18 protein-coding genes are annotated in these 17,330 nt (G+C 58.6%); 10 read left to right on the top strand and 8 right to left on the bottom strand.

The features are described from left to right. Window positions 1-126: 126 nt before the first annotated feature. Complete coding sequence (locus KFK14_RS10970; RefSeq protein ID WP_212610811.1) at window positions 127-660, bottom strand: cupin domain-containing protein; 534 nt, start codon at window positions 658-660, stop codon at window positions 127-129. An 88-nt stretch (window positions 661-748) separates the two neighbouring features. After that, complete coding sequence (locus KFK14_RS10965) at window positions 749-1,321, bottom strand: VOC family protein (protein WP_070154535.1); 573 nt, start codon at window positions 1,319-1,321, stop codon at window positions 749-751. A 158-nt stretch (window positions 1,322-1,479) separates the two neighbouring features. Here KFK14_RS10965 and KFK14_RS10960 point away from each other — a divergent pair, with 158 nt between their 5' ends. From KFK14_RS10960 to KFK14_RS10915, 10 genes are all read left to right on the top strand, one after another. Beyond that, on the top strand, window positions 1,480-2,232 hold the full coding sequence (locus tag KFK14_RS10960; protein ID WP_212610810.1) for a glucose 1-dehydrogenase: 753 nt from the start codon (window positions 1,480-1,482) through the stop codon (window positions 2,230-2,232). Between the two features lie 46 nt (window positions 2,233-2,278). Next, entirely contained in the window at window positions 2,279-3,529 is a 1,251-nt protein-coding gene (locus KFK14_RS10955) for a CaiB/BaiF CoA transferase family protein (protein ID WP_212610809.1), read from the top strand. Then, window positions 3,526-3,903 carry a carboxymuconolactone decarboxylase family protein gene (locus KFK14_RS10950; RefSeq protein WP_070154531.1) on the top strand — a complete coding sequence of 126 codons (378 nt, stop codon included), beginning with the start codon at window positions 3,526-3,528 and terminating at the stop codon, window positions 3,901-3,903. The genes KFK14_RS10955 and KFK14_RS10950 overlap by 4 nt, the downstream gene beginning before the upstream one ends. A gap of 39 nt (window positions 3,904-3,942) precedes the next feature. Beyond that, entirely contained in the window at window positions 3,943-5,067 is a 1,125-nt protein-coding gene (locus KFK14_RS10945; RefSeq protein ID WP_212610808.1) for an LLM class flavin-dependent oxidoreductase, read from the top strand. 92 nt (window positions 5,068-5,159) lie between these two features. Continuing rightward, window positions 5,160-6,071 carry an NAD(P)-dependent oxidoreductase gene (locus tag KFK14_RS10940; RefSeq protein WP_070154527.1) on the top strand — a complete coding sequence of 304 codons (912 nt, stop codon included), beginning with the start codon at window positions 5,160-5,162 and terminating at the stop codon, window positions 6,069-6,071. Between the two features lie 17 nt (window positions 6,072-6,088). Then, on the top strand, window positions 6,089-7,006 hold the full coding sequence (locus tag KFK14_RS10935; RefSeq protein ID WP_212610807.1) for an SMP-30/gluconolactonase/LRE family protein: 918 nt from the start codon (window positions 6,089-6,091) through the stop codon (window positions 7,004-7,006). Between the two features lie 8 nt (window positions 7,007-7,014). Beyond that, complete coding sequence (locus tag KFK14_RS10930; RefSeq protein ID WP_246524992.1) at window positions 7,015-8,490, top strand: aldehyde dehydrogenase; 1,476 nt, start codon at window positions 7,015-7,017, stop codon at window positions 8,488-8,490. Between the two features lie 47 nt (window positions 8,491-8,537). Beyond that, window positions 8,538-9,398, top strand: coding sequence for a fumarylacetoacetate hydrolase family protein (locus KFK14_RS10925; RefSeq protein ID WP_212610806.1), 861 nt, complete (start codon window positions 8,538-8,540; stop codon window positions 9,396-9,398). A gap of 61 nt (window positions 9,399-9,459) precedes the next feature. Further along, window positions 9,460-10,248: an SDR family NAD(P)-dependent oxidoreductase gene (locus KFK14_RS10920; protein ID WP_212610805.1), complete on the top strand. Its 789-nt coding sequence runs from the start codon at window positions 9,460-9,462 to the stop codon at window positions 10,246-10,248. A gap of 64 nt (window positions 10,249-10,312) precedes the next feature. Then, on the top strand, window positions 10,313-10,939 hold the full coding sequence (locus KFK14_RS10915) for a chromate resistance protein ChrB domain-containing protein (RefSeq protein WP_212610804.1): 627 nt from the start codon (window positions 10,313-10,315) through the stop codon (window positions 10,937-10,939). 30 nt (window positions 10,940-10,969) lie between these two features. Here the strand turns inward: KFK14_RS10915 and KFK14_RS10910 are convergent, their stop codons facing one another. The 6 genes from KFK14_RS10910 to KFK14_RS10885 form a co-directional block, all read right to left on the bottom strand. Further along, window positions 10,970-11,740 (bottom strand): GntR family transcriptional regulator, encoded by a 771-nt coding sequence (locus KFK14_RS10910; protein WP_212610803.1) that lies wholly within the window; start codon window positions 11,738-11,740, stop codon window positions 10,970-10,972. Window positions 11,741-11,755: 15 nt separating this feature from the next. Beyond that, the gene (locus KFK14_RS10905; protein ID WP_212610802.1) at window positions 11,756-12,889 is read right to left on the bottom strand and encodes an ABC transporter substrate-binding protein; all 1,134 of its coding nucleotides are present in this window, start codon (window positions 12,887-12,889) and stop codon (window positions 11,756-11,758) included. Between the two features lie 22 nt (window positions 12,890-12,911). Next, window positions 12,912-13,259: a nitrilotriacetate monooxygenase gene (locus KFK14_RS10900; protein ID WP_212610801.1), complete on the bottom strand. Its 348-nt coding sequence runs from the start codon at window positions 13,257-13,259 to the stop codon at window positions 12,912-12,914. A gap of 167 nt (window positions 13,260-13,426) precedes the next feature. Next, window positions 13,427-14,554: a 3,4-dihydroxy-2-butanone-4-phosphate synthase gene (locus KFK14_RS10895; RefSeq protein WP_212610800.1), complete on the bottom strand. Its 1,128-nt coding sequence runs from the start codon at window positions 14,552-14,554 to the stop codon at window positions 13,427-13,429. Window positions 14,555-14,592: 38 nt separating this feature from the next. Beyond that, window positions 14,593-16,260: a GMC family oxidoreductase gene (locus KFK14_RS10890; RefSeq protein ID WP_212610799.1), complete on the bottom strand. Its 1,668-nt coding sequence runs from the start codon at window positions 16,258-16,260 to the stop codon at window positions 14,593-14,595. A gap of 213 nt (window positions 16,261-16,473) precedes the next feature. Then, a complete protein-coding gene (locus KFK14_RS10885) occupies window positions 16,474-17,316 on the bottom strand; it encodes an HpcH/HpaI aldolase/citrate lyase family protein (RefSeq protein WP_212610798.1) in 843 nt (280 codons plus the stop codon). Between the last annotated feature and the right edge of the window lie 14 nt (window positions 17,317-17,330).

Genomic DNA, 17,330 nt, shown 5'->3' with positions numbered 1-17,330 from the left:
GGGTAAAGTCCCGGCTGGCCGATTTACCGAAATCCACTATCCAATAAGAAACCCCGCCATCGAAATGGCGGGGTTTCTTATTGGAAAAATCCTAAAGTCAGTGCGGCGCAGATGTCCGCAAGATGATCAGTGCCCGTCAACCAGAGCGTGATTGGCGCCTATGCTGACCGCGACCATATAACATGGCTTGTCAAAGGGATTGCTCCATGCATGGATGGTCCCGCCCTGAATGAACGTGTCACCCGCATGCAGGGTCATGGTCTCACCGTCGTCCAGTTCGCACACGACGCTGCCTTCGACGATGAAGCCGACGTCGACGCTCGCACTACGATGCATGCCGGGCTTGTCATTGTCGGTCATATGGGACAGCGCGCTGGGCTTACCATCATCGAGCTCCGCTTCGACAGTATCGTGACCGGCGACAGTGTGCGCGTCTATTACAACCTGAATGCAGCGGAAACCGCCGACTGGCGGAAAATACCAGGGAACGTCTTGCCGCTCACCCGCATCGGGCAACTGCATATCCGCGGCGGCCCACACGTCACATATTCTCCAGCCTTTCATACCGGGCACGGGATCCATGGGAAGCTGAACATCGCTCGCAACGATGGCGCGCTTGTCCTTATGGGCGGTAACCACTCGCCTGCGCGTAACAAACATTTTCCGTCTCCTAATCACATAACCGCCTCCAGCGATCGCCGGGCGGATCAAGCGCCTAATTATTTATCAGGTGATAAACTAAACAAGGTTATTGCGGAGGCACGTCTGCGCGGCGCAGGAGGTCTGCGATATCCGCTCCACTCTCCACCTTGGCCAGAAATTCATCGGGATCGAAATTGATCCCGCTGATATCCGCCTTGTAATAGGAGGAGTCGAAAAAGGCGCGCGTATCCTCCGAAGTCGCGAAATTATCGACCTGCAACTCGATGCGGTTTCCGTCCGGATCCTTGTAATAAAAGGAGGTCGTCGGACCATGATTCACAGCCCTGATCGGGCGGATGCCGCCATCACGCAACCGAACATAGGTAATCAGCAAATCCTCAATATTTGCGTAGCTGAACGCAACATGATCGATGCCCGCGCGGTTCTCGTCATGCTCTTTGATCGAGCCTGAACGGTTGACCACCGCAATCCGGTGATGCTCCTCATCATAGGTCAGGAACGTCGCCAGTTCGTTTGCGAAAACGATCTCTGCGTTAAAGAATTGGCGATGCCAATTCACCACTTCCTCATAGCGCAAAGCCCGCACGACGAAATGCGCGAGCACTGGCAAGCGGCTTAGGCTTTTGTTCGCCAACAAGGCTTCCGGGGACCCACTCATTCATACCTCCTAGTCTGCTGCGCAGCGAACATGTGGCGCACTTTCAGTGATCACTCTTGACTCATACTGTTCAAATGATCAATAGAGAGATGCGTTTTTTGCCATGAGCCGATCATCATTTTGCTCTTTGGCCTACGCAATACGGAGGTTTTGTCGCGATGAATCGGGTACAGGGTAAAACGGCCATCGTGACCGGCGGTGCCAGCGGCATTGGCGAAGGAATCGTGCGTGCGCTTGTCGCCGAGGGCGCGAATGTCGTGTTTGGAGATATTGACGCGGACAAGGGACGCGCTCTGGCCGAAAGCCTGGGCGCGAAAGCCGTTTTCCAGCGGCACGATGCCACCAGCGAGCAATCCTGGCGCGATATGCTGGCCGCAGCCGAAAAGGCCTTTGGCACCGTAAATGTCCTTGTGAACAATGTCGGCGGCCTTGAGGCCGCCCCTCTCGAAACCTGGGATGGCGCCAAGTTTCAGCGCGCGTTGGACCTGAACCTTTTCAGCGCCTTTTTCGGCGTGACCGCGGTTACACCGATAATGAAAAAGGCGGGTGGCGGCTCGATCATCAACATCGCTTCCATGGCTGCCATGCGCGGCTATCCCGCGATCATCGGTTATGTCAGCGCGAAGTGGGCTGTCCGTGGCATGACAAAGGCTGCTGCGGTCGAGCTTGGCGCATATGGCATACGCGTGAATGCCGTGCATCCAGGGCAGACGCAGACGCCTGCGACCGAAAAAGCCCCCTTCAAGACGGAACATGTTGCGCTCAAGCGCCTCGGCCAGCCCGACGATATCGCCCAGATCGTATTGTTCCTCGCCAGCGACGACGCGCGCTGGGTGACAGGGGCGGACTATATGGCGGACGGCGGCGAACTGGCGGGAGACGCGACCTATGCCGGCTATCCAGAGGACTAATTTCTCGCTGGACCAGAAGAACAGAATTTCAAGGGTGGATAACTGAATGTCGACGTCGAGCGGTGCATTGTCGAACTGGGCTGGCCCCCTCCAGGGGACGAGGGTCATTGACCTGACGCGAATCCTGTCCGGCCCCTTCGCCACCCAGATGCTCGGCGACCTCGGCGCAGAGATCATCAAGATCGAACGCCCCGGCACGGGCGATGAGACGCGCGGTTTTGCGCCCTTTATCGGCGGAGAGAGCCACTATTTCCTGGGCGTCAACCGGAACAAGAAAAGTCTGGCGCTTGATCTTTCCGACCCTCGCGGACGCGACATCCTCATCGATCTCGTTCGCGAAGCTGACGTTCTGATTGAAAATTTCCGGCCCGGCGTGATGGAGCGGCTGGGTTTGTCCTATGCGGTTCTGGCCGAAGCCAATCCCCGTCTCGTCTATTGTGCGATCAGCGGGTTTGGCCAGGACGGCCCTCTGCGCGATGCGCCTGCTTTCGACATAGTTATCCAGGCGCTGACCGGCGTGCTTAGCCTCAATGGCGAACCCGGCGGCGTTCCCACGAAGCTTGGCATCCCGCTCGGCGATATGGCCGGCGGCCTGTTCGGTGCCATCGCCATCCTTGCCGCTCTGAACGAACGCGCAAGCACGGGCGTCGGACGTCAAATCGACGTCAGTCTGTTCGATTCCCTGATCGGCATGCTCGGCTATTACGCTCAACTGGCTTTCGTCACTGGCCGGGACCCCGAACCGACAGGATCCCGGCACCCCAATATCGTGCCCTATGGCGTGTACCCCGCTTCGGACGGATCAATGGTCATTGCATGCCTTACCCAGATCTTCTGGGTAAAGCTCTGCGCAGGGCTAGGTATCTCGGACATGGCGGAGGATCCGCGTTTCGCGACGGTTACTGGCAGGGTCGCGCACCGTGACATCATAGACGCCGCGGTGTCCGAGCGGACTCGAACCTTCACCGTGGAGCAGCTCGGCAAGATTCTTCAGGACGCGGATATTCCAAGTGCGCCGATCCTGGGCGTCACAGCCGCCCTGACCCATCCGCAGTCCGTGGCCCGGAACATGGTGGTGGAAGTCGATCATAGCAGCGCCGGCGAGATGCAGATGACCGGCCGCTCGATCAAATTTCCGGGAAGCCCGCAATCCGCATCCTCGGCCCCGCCACGGATCGGCGAAAATGGCCCGCAAATCCTGCGTGACCTGCTCGGCATGTCGGATGGCGACATCGCCCGGCTGGCCGACGCCAAGGTCATCGAGACACCCAATTCAGTTTTACAGGAGAGCGCATGAGCACGCAGCTTGAAATTGGCCGGAAAAATCTGCGCGAAATAATCGGCGACGAATATTTCGAGAAACGCGTCAACTCGACCAACGACTTCAATCGCCCGGTCCGCGAATTTTCGGATGAAATCTGCTTCGGCGATGTTTGGGCCAGGCCAGGTCTTGACCGCAAGACGCGCAGCCTTCTCGTAATCGCCATCCTCACTGCCCTCAATCGCGCGCCAGAACTGAAGCTGCACGTTCAGGGCGGGATCAATAATGGTGCGAGCGTCCAGGAAATCCAGGAAGTCCTGTACCAGTGCATTGTTTACTGCGGACTTCCCGCAGGCGTCGGAGCATTCAAGGTCGCTGAGGAAGCACTTAGCGAGCTCGGCAAAATCTGAATTCATCTTGATATAAAATATTGGACAAAGGAGATAAAAATGCGTTGGGGAATTTTCAGCCTTAGCCAGACTCCCGATCAGGACGTGGTTGTCCAGACGATCGACGAGCATATGGAACAATATAAGCTTGCCGAAGATCTTGGTTATGACTCGATCTGGCTCGCGGAGCATCTGTTCTCGACCTATGGCATCGTCACCTCGACGCAGGTGCTGCTTGCCGCCGTCGCACGGGCAACCAAGAAAATCCGTATCGGCAGCGCGATCTCCGTCCTCCCGTTCAACCATCCTCTTCGCACCGCAGGCGATTTCGGCTTCGTCGATGTTCTGTCGAACGGCCGTCTCGATTTCGGTGTCGGCCGCGCGTATCAGCCGCACGAATTTACTGCGCTTGGCCTCGACATGTCGAAGAGCCGCGAGATGTATACCGAGGCGCTCGACATCATCCTGCGGTCTTGGACCGAGGAGAAGATCGACAATCCCAATGGTGAGTTCTGGAAAATTCCGGTGGAAGTCGAAGTGCTGCCGAAGCCAGTGCAGAAGCCTCATCCGCCAATCTGGTCGGCCACCGTTTCGCCCGAAAGCTTCATCGCTGTCGCGGAATCCGGCTATAATCTGATCATGGGTGCACCCTTTGCCTATCGCATCTATCGCGAGGAATGGGTCGACAAGATGGCGGAGTCGATCGGCACCTATGAAGCCCATTGCGTCGAGATCGGCCGCGATCCGAAGGCCGCCAAGCGCCTGATGCTGGTGCCGTTCTATTGCGACACGGACGCCGAGCGCGCCCGCTCCACCTTCGGCGCCTATGTCACATGGTTCTATCGCAAGGTCAGCGGCCATCAGCTCGGCGCGAAGAAAGAGGAAGTCATCGTCAAGGGCTATGAAACCGCGATGAGCGGCAACCTCAAGTCCATGAAGGAAGGCTATCTCGAATATGACATGCTGCACAAATATGGTGCGATCTGCGCGTCTGACCCGGACGGCTGTGCCGACTTCCTGATCAACCTGCAGAAGAAGCTGGGCATTGACGAATTCGTGTTGTGGACCAGCGTCGGCGGCCTGCCCCACGAAAATTGCGTCAACTCGATGAAGCTGGTGATGGAGCGCGTCGTCCCGAAGGTCGAAGCCGCTTGCGGCATCAAGGCGAGCACCGCTGCCGCCTGATGCCAAACGGGAGGGGCCGCCGCGATGCGAGGCGCGGCGGCCCCGACCATTATTTTGAGCCGGCGAATGAGGCCGGCGTATGGGAGAGATGAATGAAGCTGGGTTATGTCGGTGTCGGCAGCATGGGCGGAGCATTGGCAACGCGCCTGTGCAGCAGCCATCAGGTTGATGTGTTCGATCTGTCCGCAACGGCTGTTGCGAAGCTGGAGGCCGAAGGCGCCAAAGGATTGCCTAGCGCCCGCGACGTTGGCGCGGCCAATGATATCGTGTTCATCTGCCTCCAGACGTCCGATCAGGTTCGCAAGGCAATCTTCGGTGAGAATGGCATTGCCGCCGGTATGAAGCCGGGCGGGATGATCGTCGACCAGACAACCGGCGATGCGTTTCAGACGCGCGCCATGGCTGCAGAACTTGAAGCCATGGGCATCGACCTCATCGACGTGCCGGTCAGCGGCGGCCCCCAATATGCGATCGCGGGCACCATAGCGCTGATGGCCGGCGGGTCCGATGCGCAGTTCGCGCGGATCAAGCCGGTGCTTGAAACAATCAGCCCCAATATCTTCCATTGCGGTCCTGTGGGCAGCGGCCATGTAATGAAAGTCACCAACAACCTGCTGGCTGCAAGCCAGCGGCTGCTGACATTCGAGGTCGTGGCGCTCGCCGTGAAGAACGGGCTCAACCCCAAGACGGTGGTCGAAGCTATGCTGAAGGGGTCGGGCCGCAACTATGTGCTCGACGTCACCTTCCAGCGCCACATTCTGCCGGGCAAGCTGCATCAGGGCTTTACGCTCGGACTGATGCACAAGGATGTGAAGCTCGCCACGAAGCTTGCAGCCGATTCCGAAGTGCCGCTGCTTATCGGCGGCCTGGTCGATGAATATTATGGCGCGATCATCAATGATCTGGGCGCTGACGCGGAAGTCAACATGGCGTTGCGCTATATTGAGGACGCCGCAGGCGCGCATGTCTGCCCGGAGGGCGCAAGCGCCGATCCCGACGCCTGATTGCCGGAGACGCCCGCATGTATCCCCCTCCCCAAATCATCGAAGCGGAAATCTTCACCACCCTGCCCGCCAGTTTCGCGCGATCCGAATCTCCGGCGGAATGGGTCAACGTCAACATGCGCGGGCGGAAGATTTCGAGCTTCCTTGAAGGCCCTTCGTTCGACCGGGATGGCAATCTCTTTGTTGTCGATATTCCGTTCGGCCGCGTATTCAAAATCACGCCGGACAGGGAATGGAGCCTCGTCGCAGAATATGATGGCTGGCCGAATGGGACGGCCATTCATCGCGACGGCACGATCTATATCGCCGATCAGAAAAACGGAATCGTCACGCTGAACCCCGCGACCGGCAAGGTCGAAAAGTTCCTGGCGCATGACCATCTGGAAGGCTTTCGCGGCTGCAATGACCTGGTCTTTGCAACGAATGGCGATCTGTATTTTACGGATCAGGGACAGACGGGACTTCAGGACCCCACTGGCCGCGTATTCCGGCACCGCACGGACGGACGGCTCGAAAAGATCGTTGATTTCGCCCCCAGCCCGAATGGCCTGGGCCTCAGCCCTGATGAGAATGCGCTGTATCTCTGCGTCACCCGCGGCAATTCGATATGGCGGGTGCCGCTGCTGGCGGATGGTCATGTGACCAAGGTCGGCAATTATATCCAGCTTTCGGGCGGTATGGGGCCGGACGGGATGGCCGTGGACCAGGATGGCGGCATAGCGGTTGCGCATTATGGCGGCGGATCGGTCTGGGTGTTCAGCCGCATAGGCGAACCGCTGTACCGGATACAGTCCCCCACCAAGGGGCTGTCCTTCACCAATGTCGCCTTTGGCGGTCCGGAAAACCGGCACCTCTTTATCGTGGATTCAGATAATGCCGCAATCCTGCGTGCCGAATTGCCGACACCGGGCCTTCCCCTTTACTCCCACCAATAGGCAGGCTGATGACCGAGCGATTTGAAAAGCTTTATATTGGCGGCGAATGGATCGACCCGATCGAGGGTGAGATTGTCGATACCATCGACCCGTCGACCGGGCAGCCATGGGCCAAGGTCGCCTATGGCGGTGCAGCCGATGTCGACAAGGCCGTGGCGGCGGCGCGAGCCGCCTTGGAAGGCCCTTGGTCCAAACTCAGCGCATTTGAGCGGGCGGCGATGCTGCGGCGTTTCGCCACCATCTATGACACGCATGTAGAGCAGTTGATCCAGTGGGAATCGCGGGACAATGGCCGCCCTGTCCGTGAGACCGGGCCTGACATCCGCAATCATTGGCAATGGTATAATTATTATGCCGGTTTTGCCGATAAGATAGATGGCCGGACAATCCCGACCGATCCCGGCATGCTCGTCTATACGCAGCGGTTGCCGGTGGGCGTGGTCGGTGCAATCCTGCCATGGAACGCGCCATTGCTGCTGACTGCATGGAAGATGGCTCCTGCACTGGCGGCCGGTTGCACCATTGTCATCAAGCCAGCCGAGACAACTTCGGTCACTGCGCTTCAACTCGGCAAGATCGCCGAGGAAGCGGGCATACCGCCAGGCGTGATCAACATCGTGCCGGGTTATGGCGCTACGGTCGGCGCGCGACTGGTTGAACATCCCGATGTCGACAAGATCAGCTTCACTGGCGAGCACCGCACCGCCCAGCGGATCATGGCGGCGGCGGCAGGTACGCTCAAACGGTTCAGTTGTGAAAATGGCGGCAAGTCCGCACATATCCTGTTCGCCGACGCCGATCTCGACAATGCCCTGAACGCCGCCACCCATGCCGCCTTCATGGCGACCGGACAAAGCTGCGCGCTTGGCTCCCGCCTGTTGGTCGAACGATCCATCTATAAAAAGGTGGTTGAGGAAGTCGCACGGCGTTCGGCCCAGATTCGTGCGGGTTCACCGCTCGACATTGGAACGCAAATTGGTCCGCATGCCAATGCGCAGCAGCTCGAAAAGACGCTGGGTTATGTGGATATCGGCAAGGGCGAAGGCGCACGGCTGGTCGCTGGCGGTCACCGCCTAGCGCCAGACGGAATGAAAGACGGCTATTTTATCGCGCCAACCGTGTTCGCCGATGTCGATCCGGCGATGCGGATTGCTCAGGAAGAAATATTCGGGCCGGTCTGTTCAATAATTCCGTTCGACACGGAGGAAGAAGCAGTCGCCATCGCCAACGGCACCATTTACGGCCTCACTGCCGGCTTATGGACGCAGAATGTCGGCCGCGCTCATCGCGTTGCCAATGCCATACGGGCGGGCACTGTCTGGGTGAACAGCTACCGCTATCTGCGGACCGCCATACCTTATGGCGGTTTCGGAAGAAGCGGACTCGGACGGGAAAATGGGCCGGAAGGACTGGACGCCTTCCTGGAACCGCGGGCCGTTATCATGAACCTGAGCGGCGCCTACCCCAATCCCTATGCAAGCTGATCGCCCTTCAAGGGATATTCTGGATAGCAACCGAATAAGGTGACGTCATGAAGCTGGTCACATTTTCAACCTCCGGTGAACCCATGGTCGGCCTGTCCGATGGGAAAGGCGTCGCTCCGCTGACGGGCCGCCTGTCCGAGCCGGTGACGGACATGATTTCCCTGATGAATGCATGGGACAGGGTACAGCCGGAAATCCGCGCCATCGGAAATTTCGAAATTCCTTTGCAGGATGTCACTCTCCATGCGCCGGTGACGCGGCCTGGCAAGATACTCGCGATCGGGCTGAACTATGCCGACCATGCGGCGGAGGGCGGCAAGGCGCCGCCCGAATATCCGATGTGGTTCTCCAAGGCCGCGACATCAGTCAACGGCCCTTATGAACCGATTGATCGCCCAATCGTGTCGGAACATCTGGATTATGAGGCGGAACTGGTCATCGTGATCGGTAAGCGTTGCCGTCATGTTCCCAAGGATCGCGCGCTGGACATGATCTTCGGCTTCTGCGCGGGCAATGACGTCAGCGTGCGGGACTGGCAGTTGCGCACCACGCAGCATTTCATCGGCAAGTCATTCGACACTCATGCGCCCTACGGCCCCTGGATAGTGACGCCGGACGAAGTGTCCCCCGCCAATCTTGCCATCCGGTCCTATGTGAATGGCGAGTTGCGTCAGAACTCGCGCACCGATCAGTTGATCTTTGATTGTGCGCACCAGATTTCCTACCTGTCGCAGGTAATGACGCTGGAACCTGGCGACATATTATTCTCCGGCACGCCCAGTGGCGTCGGTGCGGCGAAGAGACCGCCGCTATGGCTCAAGGCAGGCGACGTGGTTCGCGTGGAAATAGAAGGCATTGGGGCCATCGAAAACCGGGTGGTCGACGAAAAGGCGCCGCTTCCTGCCTGATGAGGCATGATCCGGGCGATGGAGCCTGAGAAAAAGCATAAATAGCGAGAGGGACAACCACATGCCACCTTCTTCCCAGATGCAGGTCGATTTGACCGGTCAATCGGCGATCGTAACCGGCGCGGGTTCAGGCATCGGCCGCTCGATTGCCGAGACGCTTGCACAGAATGGGGCTAAAGTCGTCGTGCATGACATAGACGGCGCGCGCGCCGAAACCGTGGCCGATACGATCACGCAGCAGGGCGGTATTGCGCATCCCGTAGTCGCGGACATTGCAGACGAAGATGCCGTCACCGCGATGGTTGCGGAAACGATGGCGCGCTGGGGCCGCATCGACATCTGCTGCAACAATGCCGGCATCCTTGATGACCTGTTGCCGGTTCATCGCATGTCCACGGCGCTTTGGGATCGCGTCATCGCGGTGAACCTGACCGGTCCCTTCCTTCTGACGCGCGCCGTCCTTCCCATCATGCAAGCGCAACATCACGGCGTTATCGTGAACACATCGTCGGTTGCTGGATTGCGGGGCGGTATTTCCGGTTCCGCATACAGCACAGCCAAGACGGGCCTGATCGGCCTGACAAAAAGTGTCGCCTGGACATACAGCCCCGATGGCGTCCGGTGCAACGCGATCTGCCCAGGCTTGACGGATACCGACATCGCCAAGGGCAAGGATTTCAAGGAATTTGACCTGGCCGATGTCGGCAGGCTAGTGCCGATCATGTCCCTGCCCCAGCGCAAAGCCGCGCCGCAGGAAATCGCCAATCTTGTGCTATTTTTGGCTTCCGATGCCGCGTCATTCATCAATGGCACTATCATCCCGGTGGATGATGGGCTGTCGGCAGGATAGAAGCATGATCCGATCCGCCGCGCTATTACCCACCGGCAAATCCTCATCTCAAGGAGCATAGACCATGCGTTGGGCGACCCGCGAACATATTCATTTCGACCGGGCTATCTCGGCATGGCTCATCAAGCGCTTCGTTGATCCCGATGCCGAATTTCTGTTCCTGGGTCATAGTGGGGGTGCCGAACTGGACTCAGATGTTATCCAGTTCGGCCTTCCGGGTATCGAATTGTCGAGCCATGACCAGTCGGGATCGACCTTCGAGAAAATCCTGCGAAAATATTCTCTCTCCGATCCTCATCTGAAAACTGTGGGGGATATTGTCGCCTCCGGACTATCCTATCTGTTCAACCGAAACGAACCGGACAGTCATAACTTTCCTGGAGAGGTCGTGGTCGGCCTTCTTGCAATCGTTGAGGGTGTGGTGCTGTCGGCGGCCACAGATGAGGAAGCATTGGAAAAGAGCCTGATGCTTTATGATGCAGTATATGCGCTGGTGCAGGGGCGGTCACTGTCCAAGAATTATGAAGAAGACGCCGGCATCGCGAAAATGGGTGCCGGCATGTGGCGTACGGCGTTCTCCGTCACGCTGGCTAGCGACATCCGGGCGAGCGGCGCGAAACTTGGTCCCAATACTGAATTTGCCGTGTCAGAAGGTTTGGCCCCAGCGCTTCAGCGCCTGCGGGATCGATAATATTCGCGAAGGCGGCGTGCATAAACGACCCTATGACTTCACGCCCCAATTGTTGAAATAACGCGCCGCCTTTGTGTGAACGAGGCGGTTTCGAAGCTCGACGGGGATATTGCCGAACGAATAAGCGATCCGTTCGATGTGCAGCAGAGGTGCATGCGGCTTGATCTGCAACATCTCCGCCACAGAGGCCGTGGCGCCGATCGCCTCGATCCGGTCCTCGACACGTACGACATGACCGGAAGATTGTTTCATCAACAGGTCGAGCACTGTCGTTCCAGCGTCAGCTTCCCGGAAATCCCGCACTGTAAGATGCGGGAAGCGATTTTGCGGAACCTGGATATCATCGAACAGCAGCGGGATATTGTCGACCAGACGGATATTTTTCAGCCGGAATACCTTCTGGCCTGGACCGAGACGGAAAACCTCCGCGGCTTCCTCGCTGGGCGACGTCAGCCGCATTGATACAACGCGGAAAGTCGTATCAATGCGGCGATCCTTGCGATCAACGAAGCTGAATACCGAATCCAGAAATGTCTCGCGCGTTGCCCCCGTGACATAGGTCCCGCTGCCGTGGCGGCGCGTCAGAATGCGTTGCTCAGCTAAAGTATCGACCGCCTTGCGCACTGTCCCGACGCTGACATCGAACATCAACGCCAGTTCGGGTTCGGCGGGAAGCCGTTCGCCGCTTCGCCATTCGCCAGACTGCATCTTGCTCAAGATGCGACTGCGGACAATCTCATACAGCTTGCCCCCAGCGGCTACAGACCGGTCCAGTCGATCCGACACGTCTGATTTCACCATTCCTCCATTTGCCGCTCAGGTAGAGAGGTCAGCCGTTCCCGCGCCAATAAAATCCCCCTTATTGGCCTTCGCCGGCAATGTCAGCCCCGCATCGAGCCGCCGCCTTGCTTCCTCCAGGGGCCGGGGATCAATCCATTCCGCCAGATCGAAATCTCGTTCCAGGAAGCCATGGAGCCATAGCGCCTTCTTCTGCAGGGTAAGAAGTTCGACCCTCTCGGGCGACAATTCGGGCTGCAGAGAATGGTGGAATGCCTCGCCATAGCCATCAATCACCGCGCCGTCGGTTCCGCGTGTCTCCTGTGCGACGATGCGGCGTACGTCATCCGCATTCTCTCTCGCCCAATCCGCGGCGGCCAGCGTCTGCACGAAAAACCGCACCAGATAATCGAAATGCTCGTCGATAAAACGCCGGTGCACGGTAATCGGCCGCGGCGTTCCATTATTCACCCGGAAATGAGGGTGCGGGAGCTTGTCCAGATTGATACCGACAATCAGGCCCGCGGCATATGCGTCATCGAGAGAGGAAGCGCCCTTCACATAAAGCGCGTCGATCTTCCCTTTGGCCAATGCGTCATAGGCCCACATCTGGATCGGCCCATCCCCCAGCCGCGCACCCTGCACATTGCCTATCGTGCCATTCACTTCAACCAATTCGACATCGTCGAAGGTCAAACCCGCAGAAGCCAGCGCGCCCTTATATCCCATCAAGGACATGGCCCGTGTGATGCTCATGCCACGGACATGCTCCGGGATGGGATGCTCGGTAAAAGTGGGAAGGCCAAGCCGCTTTCCGGCCAAGTCGGCGGCTGTGGCGATGCCACTGTCCCGCCTGACCAATATCACCTGGCTGTCTTCTATCCAGGTCAACCCGACCAGCCGTGTATCCTCGCCCTGAGCACGCGCAGCAAGCGCCAGAAGGTTGCCCCCCTCACGGATCAGGGTTGGCATGCGGTGATCATAATGATGGCGCGCTAGCGCCTGCGGCGCGTCCTGAAGCGTTTTGAGCTGTATGCCGTCCCGCGCAAACTCCGCGTCCAGCCAACCGAGCTTATAGGCCAGCCCCGTCGCAGTCGGGACCGGGCACCGTGTGAACCATATTTCGGACAATGCGCCGTCGCGCACGACCGGTGCTTGTGAAATTACAGCCATGTCTTTGAGCTTTTCCTGTCGATCAATCTGCAGTGGCGACAGCGCGTTCCCGCGCAACATCATGTCGTACGACGTGACGGTTATCCGGACGCGGAAGTCCCAGATGCTCACGCAGGGTGCCGCCTTCATATTCGGTACGGAATACCCCCCGGCGCTGCAGTTCGGGCAATACATGCTCGACAAACTGCTCCATGCCGCCCGGCTGATAAGGGAACATGATATTATAACCGTCGGCGGCCTCCGCATGATACCATTCTTCAAGCTGGTCAGCGACGGTCTTGCCGGTGCCGATCAGCATGCGATGGCCGAACGATCCCGACACATGCTTATAGAGTTGCCGATCGCGCGTTACCTGCTGATTGGTCGCCAACCGGCAAAGCGAGCTGCTTCCTCGCAGCACCAATCCAATCCAGGATGCGTCTAACCAATATATGCCGATCAGGCAGCAAAAAGGCCGCCGGATGCCCGGCGGCCTCATATTTTGTCGAATGCAATGGATCTACGACGCAGCTATCTTGATTGGAATCCAGGCCAAGATCACTGCGGAAGGTCGATGGTGTTAACGCCAACAATTTTCAGCCCATATTCGACGAGGGCCATCGACGAAGTATGCCGGTTGGACAGCAGGATGATCTCCTTCAGCCCCAATTCGGCAAGGATTTGCGCACCCCCGCCATAATCGCGAAAATCGGTCGTCTCGATCGGCGCCCCACCCGCGACACGCGCCAGCATGGTATCGGAATAATAGGTGGAGGAATATTTGTTGATAAGGACGATGACGCCCTTGCCAGCCTCGGCAATCTGCACCATCGCCGCTTCCAGCAACCCTGCCCTGTTCCCGATCGCACCCAGCGAGTCCGCAAGGTAACTATGCTGATGCATGCGGACCAATATTGGTTCACTGGATGCTGCGATCGGCCCCTTGACCAGCACCAAGGTTTCACTGCCGCTGGCGCGGTTGCGATAGACCATCAGCCGCCAATGTCCGCCGAACCGGCTTTCAAAATCGGTTTCGGTGACTTTCTCCACGTCATGGTCATATTCCCGGCGGTACGATACGAGGTCGCGTATCGTACCGATTTTCAGCCCATGCTCTTTGGCAAGGTCGTATATGTCGGGCAAGCGCATCACATTGCCCTCAGCATCCAGTATCTCGCAAATCACGCCGGAGGCGTTGAAGCCCGCCAGCTTCGCGATGTCGACCGCAGCTTCCGCTCGCCGCGCTCTTTCCAAAACGCCGCCAGCGCTCGCGATGATCGGAAAGACATGGCCTGGCGTCGTCAGTCCATCACGCCCAGTCGTGAAGTCGATCGCGGCTGCGACCGTGCGCGCGCGGTCATTCGCCGAAATGCCGGTCGTAACGCCCTCCCGCGCCTCGATGGAAACGGTAAACCGTTCCTGCCCCGATGATGATCCCCGAGGATCGATCTGCGACAGCCCGAAAAAGTCGGCATGGGATGGTGTAATGGCCAAAGACACCAACCCTCTGCCTACCGTCGCCATGAAGTTGATCGACGCCGGTGTCGTCATCTGGGCAGGGATCATCAGATTGCCCACGCTGCCGTCATCCTCACTATCGACAAGGATGACCATACGGCCGTTCCGCGCCTCGGAAATGATATCCCTGATCGCAGTGATCGATGAAGCTGTCTTGCTGTCTGTCATGGTTCGGTTGTTCCGTAGAGTGTGATCACATGAAGCATTCAGGAGGATGAGGCAGCGATAGAAGCTGTGCCCCCGCGCCGCCCACTGGCGCCCATATCTTTTGCCGCCTTGTTCTCAGATAATATGATGTCCGCCGCGCGCCACCCGATCGCCATTGCCGGGGCGTTGGTGTTACCCGATGTCAGTTCAGGCATGATCGACGTGTCGGCTATCCGCAACCCGCTTACGCCCCTTACGCGCAGTTTTGGATCAACCACCGACTGATCGTCTGCGCCCATGCGGCAGGTGCAGGACACATGAAACCCGGTGGAGCCGGACCGACGGACGAAATCGAGTATCTGCTGATCATCATTTGCGACGTCTGGACCTGGGACCAGTTCTTCTACCACTAAGCGCCGCAACGCAGGCTGGCTCATCAGTTCGCGATTCAGCTTCAATATGGCGACGGCCGCCACCCGGTCGGCTTCGACATCCAGATAGTTGGGATCGATAGAGGGTGGCGCGTCTACATCGGCCGAGTTGATCCGGACGCTGCCACGGCTCTGCGGATGCATGAGATAGGAGACCAGCGAAATACCCGGCTCCCGCATCACGCCAACGCCATGCTCCGAAGGCAAGAGCGATTGCAGCCCCAGTCCAATCTGTACGTCCGGCCGTGTCAGCCGATCGTCCGTTTTTGCATAAGCCACCACATCCGCAACCGCGCTGGCCATTGGCCCGGAACCCGTCAGGGCATATTTCAGGACATTGACCAGCAGCCGAGCGCCACGGAAATCCTTGTTGAAGCTTCCCTCCGTCACGCGATAGACGTTGGGCAAAAGGAAATGCTCACGCAGATTTTCACCTACTTCTGACCGGTCGGCAATGACTGGAATATCTAAACCGCTGAGCAGTCCGGCAGGCCCCACGCCTGACAGTTGCAGCAGTTTGGGCGTTTCTATCGAACCGCCGGATAAAATGACCTCGCGTCCCGCATCGGCCAGATATTCCCCTTTCGGCCCTTTCAGCCAGACCCCAGTGGCCTTTGTGCCCTCAAAGGCGATGCGCAACGCGACGGTGTTCGTTGCGATATGCAGATTGGACCGCGAACGCACCGGATGTAGGAACGCCTTCGCCGCGCTTTGCCGCCGGCCGCGCCAGATACTTGCGGGCTGATAACCAACACCGCCATCAGACGCCTCATTATTGTTCAGGAAACGCGGCAGACCAATCGACTGCGCCGCCTGAATGAAGCCTTCGCTGAGCGAATTGCCGCTCTCCGCGCGCAACGTGACTTTCAACGGACCATTGCCGCTGCGCCTATCCGCCCGCTCCTCGAAAATACTTTCCATAGCCTCGAACACCGGCCTCATGCTGCTCCAGCCCCAGCCAGTGCAACCCGCCGCCTCCCAGCGATCATAGTCGCTTGGATGTCCCCGTACATAGAGCATTCCGTTGACCGAACTCGACCCACCCAGGGTTTTGCCCTTAAGCCATATCTCGGCTTTTTTATTACCGCTGTGCGCCGCCTCATAGGTCCAGACATGGGCGTTGCCAGGCGTCAGAAGTTTGCCAATTCCACGCGGCATATCGACAAGCCAGCTATTGTCGGACGGGCCGGCCTCGACCAGCAATATTGATAAGGAAGGGTCGGCGCTCAGGCGATTGGCAAGCACGCAGCCGGCAGAGCCGGCGCCGATAATGATATAATCGTAATTTTGGGTCACGTCTGCATTCCTCCGCGCCGTGCCCTTGCATGTGGGCAGCGTCGGGCTGGCAGGATCGCAAGCCTCTTGTGGCGCCGGGTGCAGCTAGGAACGCGCGGTATAGCCCACAAGTCGGCACAACTTTTATACTGAGAAACAACAACGTAACCGAATTTCGCATTCGCTTGGCGCATGATGAACCCGCTGCGGAAAAGTCCGCCGGGTTCGACACCGTCAGGCACGGGCAAGAAGCGCCTTGGCCTGCTTCAGATGCGGTGCATCAATCATCTTTCCGTCAAGCTGAAGCGCGCCGGCGCCGGGGTTGGCGGCAAACGCTTCAACGACTCCCCTGGCATGGGCGATCTGGCATTCCGATGGCGTGAATGCAGCGTTGATAATGGCTATCTGGCTGGGATGGATCGCCATCATGCCCGTAAAGCCATCGCGCGCCGCGCGCGCGGCATAGGCAGTCATTCCCTCGACATTGCGAAAGTCCGGATAAACCGTTTCTATCGCTGCTACGCCCGCGGCATGCGCCCCAAACAAGGTGAGGGAACGCGCCATCTCATAGGGTGGAAGCAATTGCCCCTGCTCATCCCGGCTGGTGGCGGCTCCTATGGCTGCGGGCAAGTCCTCTGCCCCCCAGGTCAGGCCGCAAAGCTGATCAGCGACCTCGCCATAGCTTCCCAGCATGAAAATAGCGGCCGGCGTTTCGGTTGCGATAGGCAGAATAGGAGCCGAACAGCCCTTGCCGGACAGGAGAGTCATCAGCTTTCTCACTGATGCGCCGCCCTCCGCCTTCGGCAATACCAGGGCATCCGGCTTCGCTATGGCAATTGCAGCAATGTCGGCCTCTGCATGGGGACCATCCAGCGGATTCACCCGGACAAGAATGGTGACGCCATGATCGCGGGGCTTGGCAAGAAATGCGCTGACATGATCCCGCGCGGCGCCTTTCGCGGACTCTGCGACGGAATCTTCCAGATCGAGGATCAGCGCATCAGCGCCCAGACCCAGCGCCTTTTCCATTCGCTCTGGACGATCTCCAGGGACGAAAAGCAGCGAGCGAAGTTTCATGAGGTGGGAAATCC

The sequence above is a fragment of the Sphingobium phenoxybenzoativorans genome, assembly GCF_018286635.1.
GTDB lineage: Bacteria > Pseudomonadota > Alphaproteobacteria > Sphingomonadales > Sphingomonadaceae > Sphingobium > Sphingobium phenoxybenzoativorans.
Note: the sequence above shows the minus strand (reverse complement) of the source record. Positions and strands in the feature narration are given on the sequence as shown.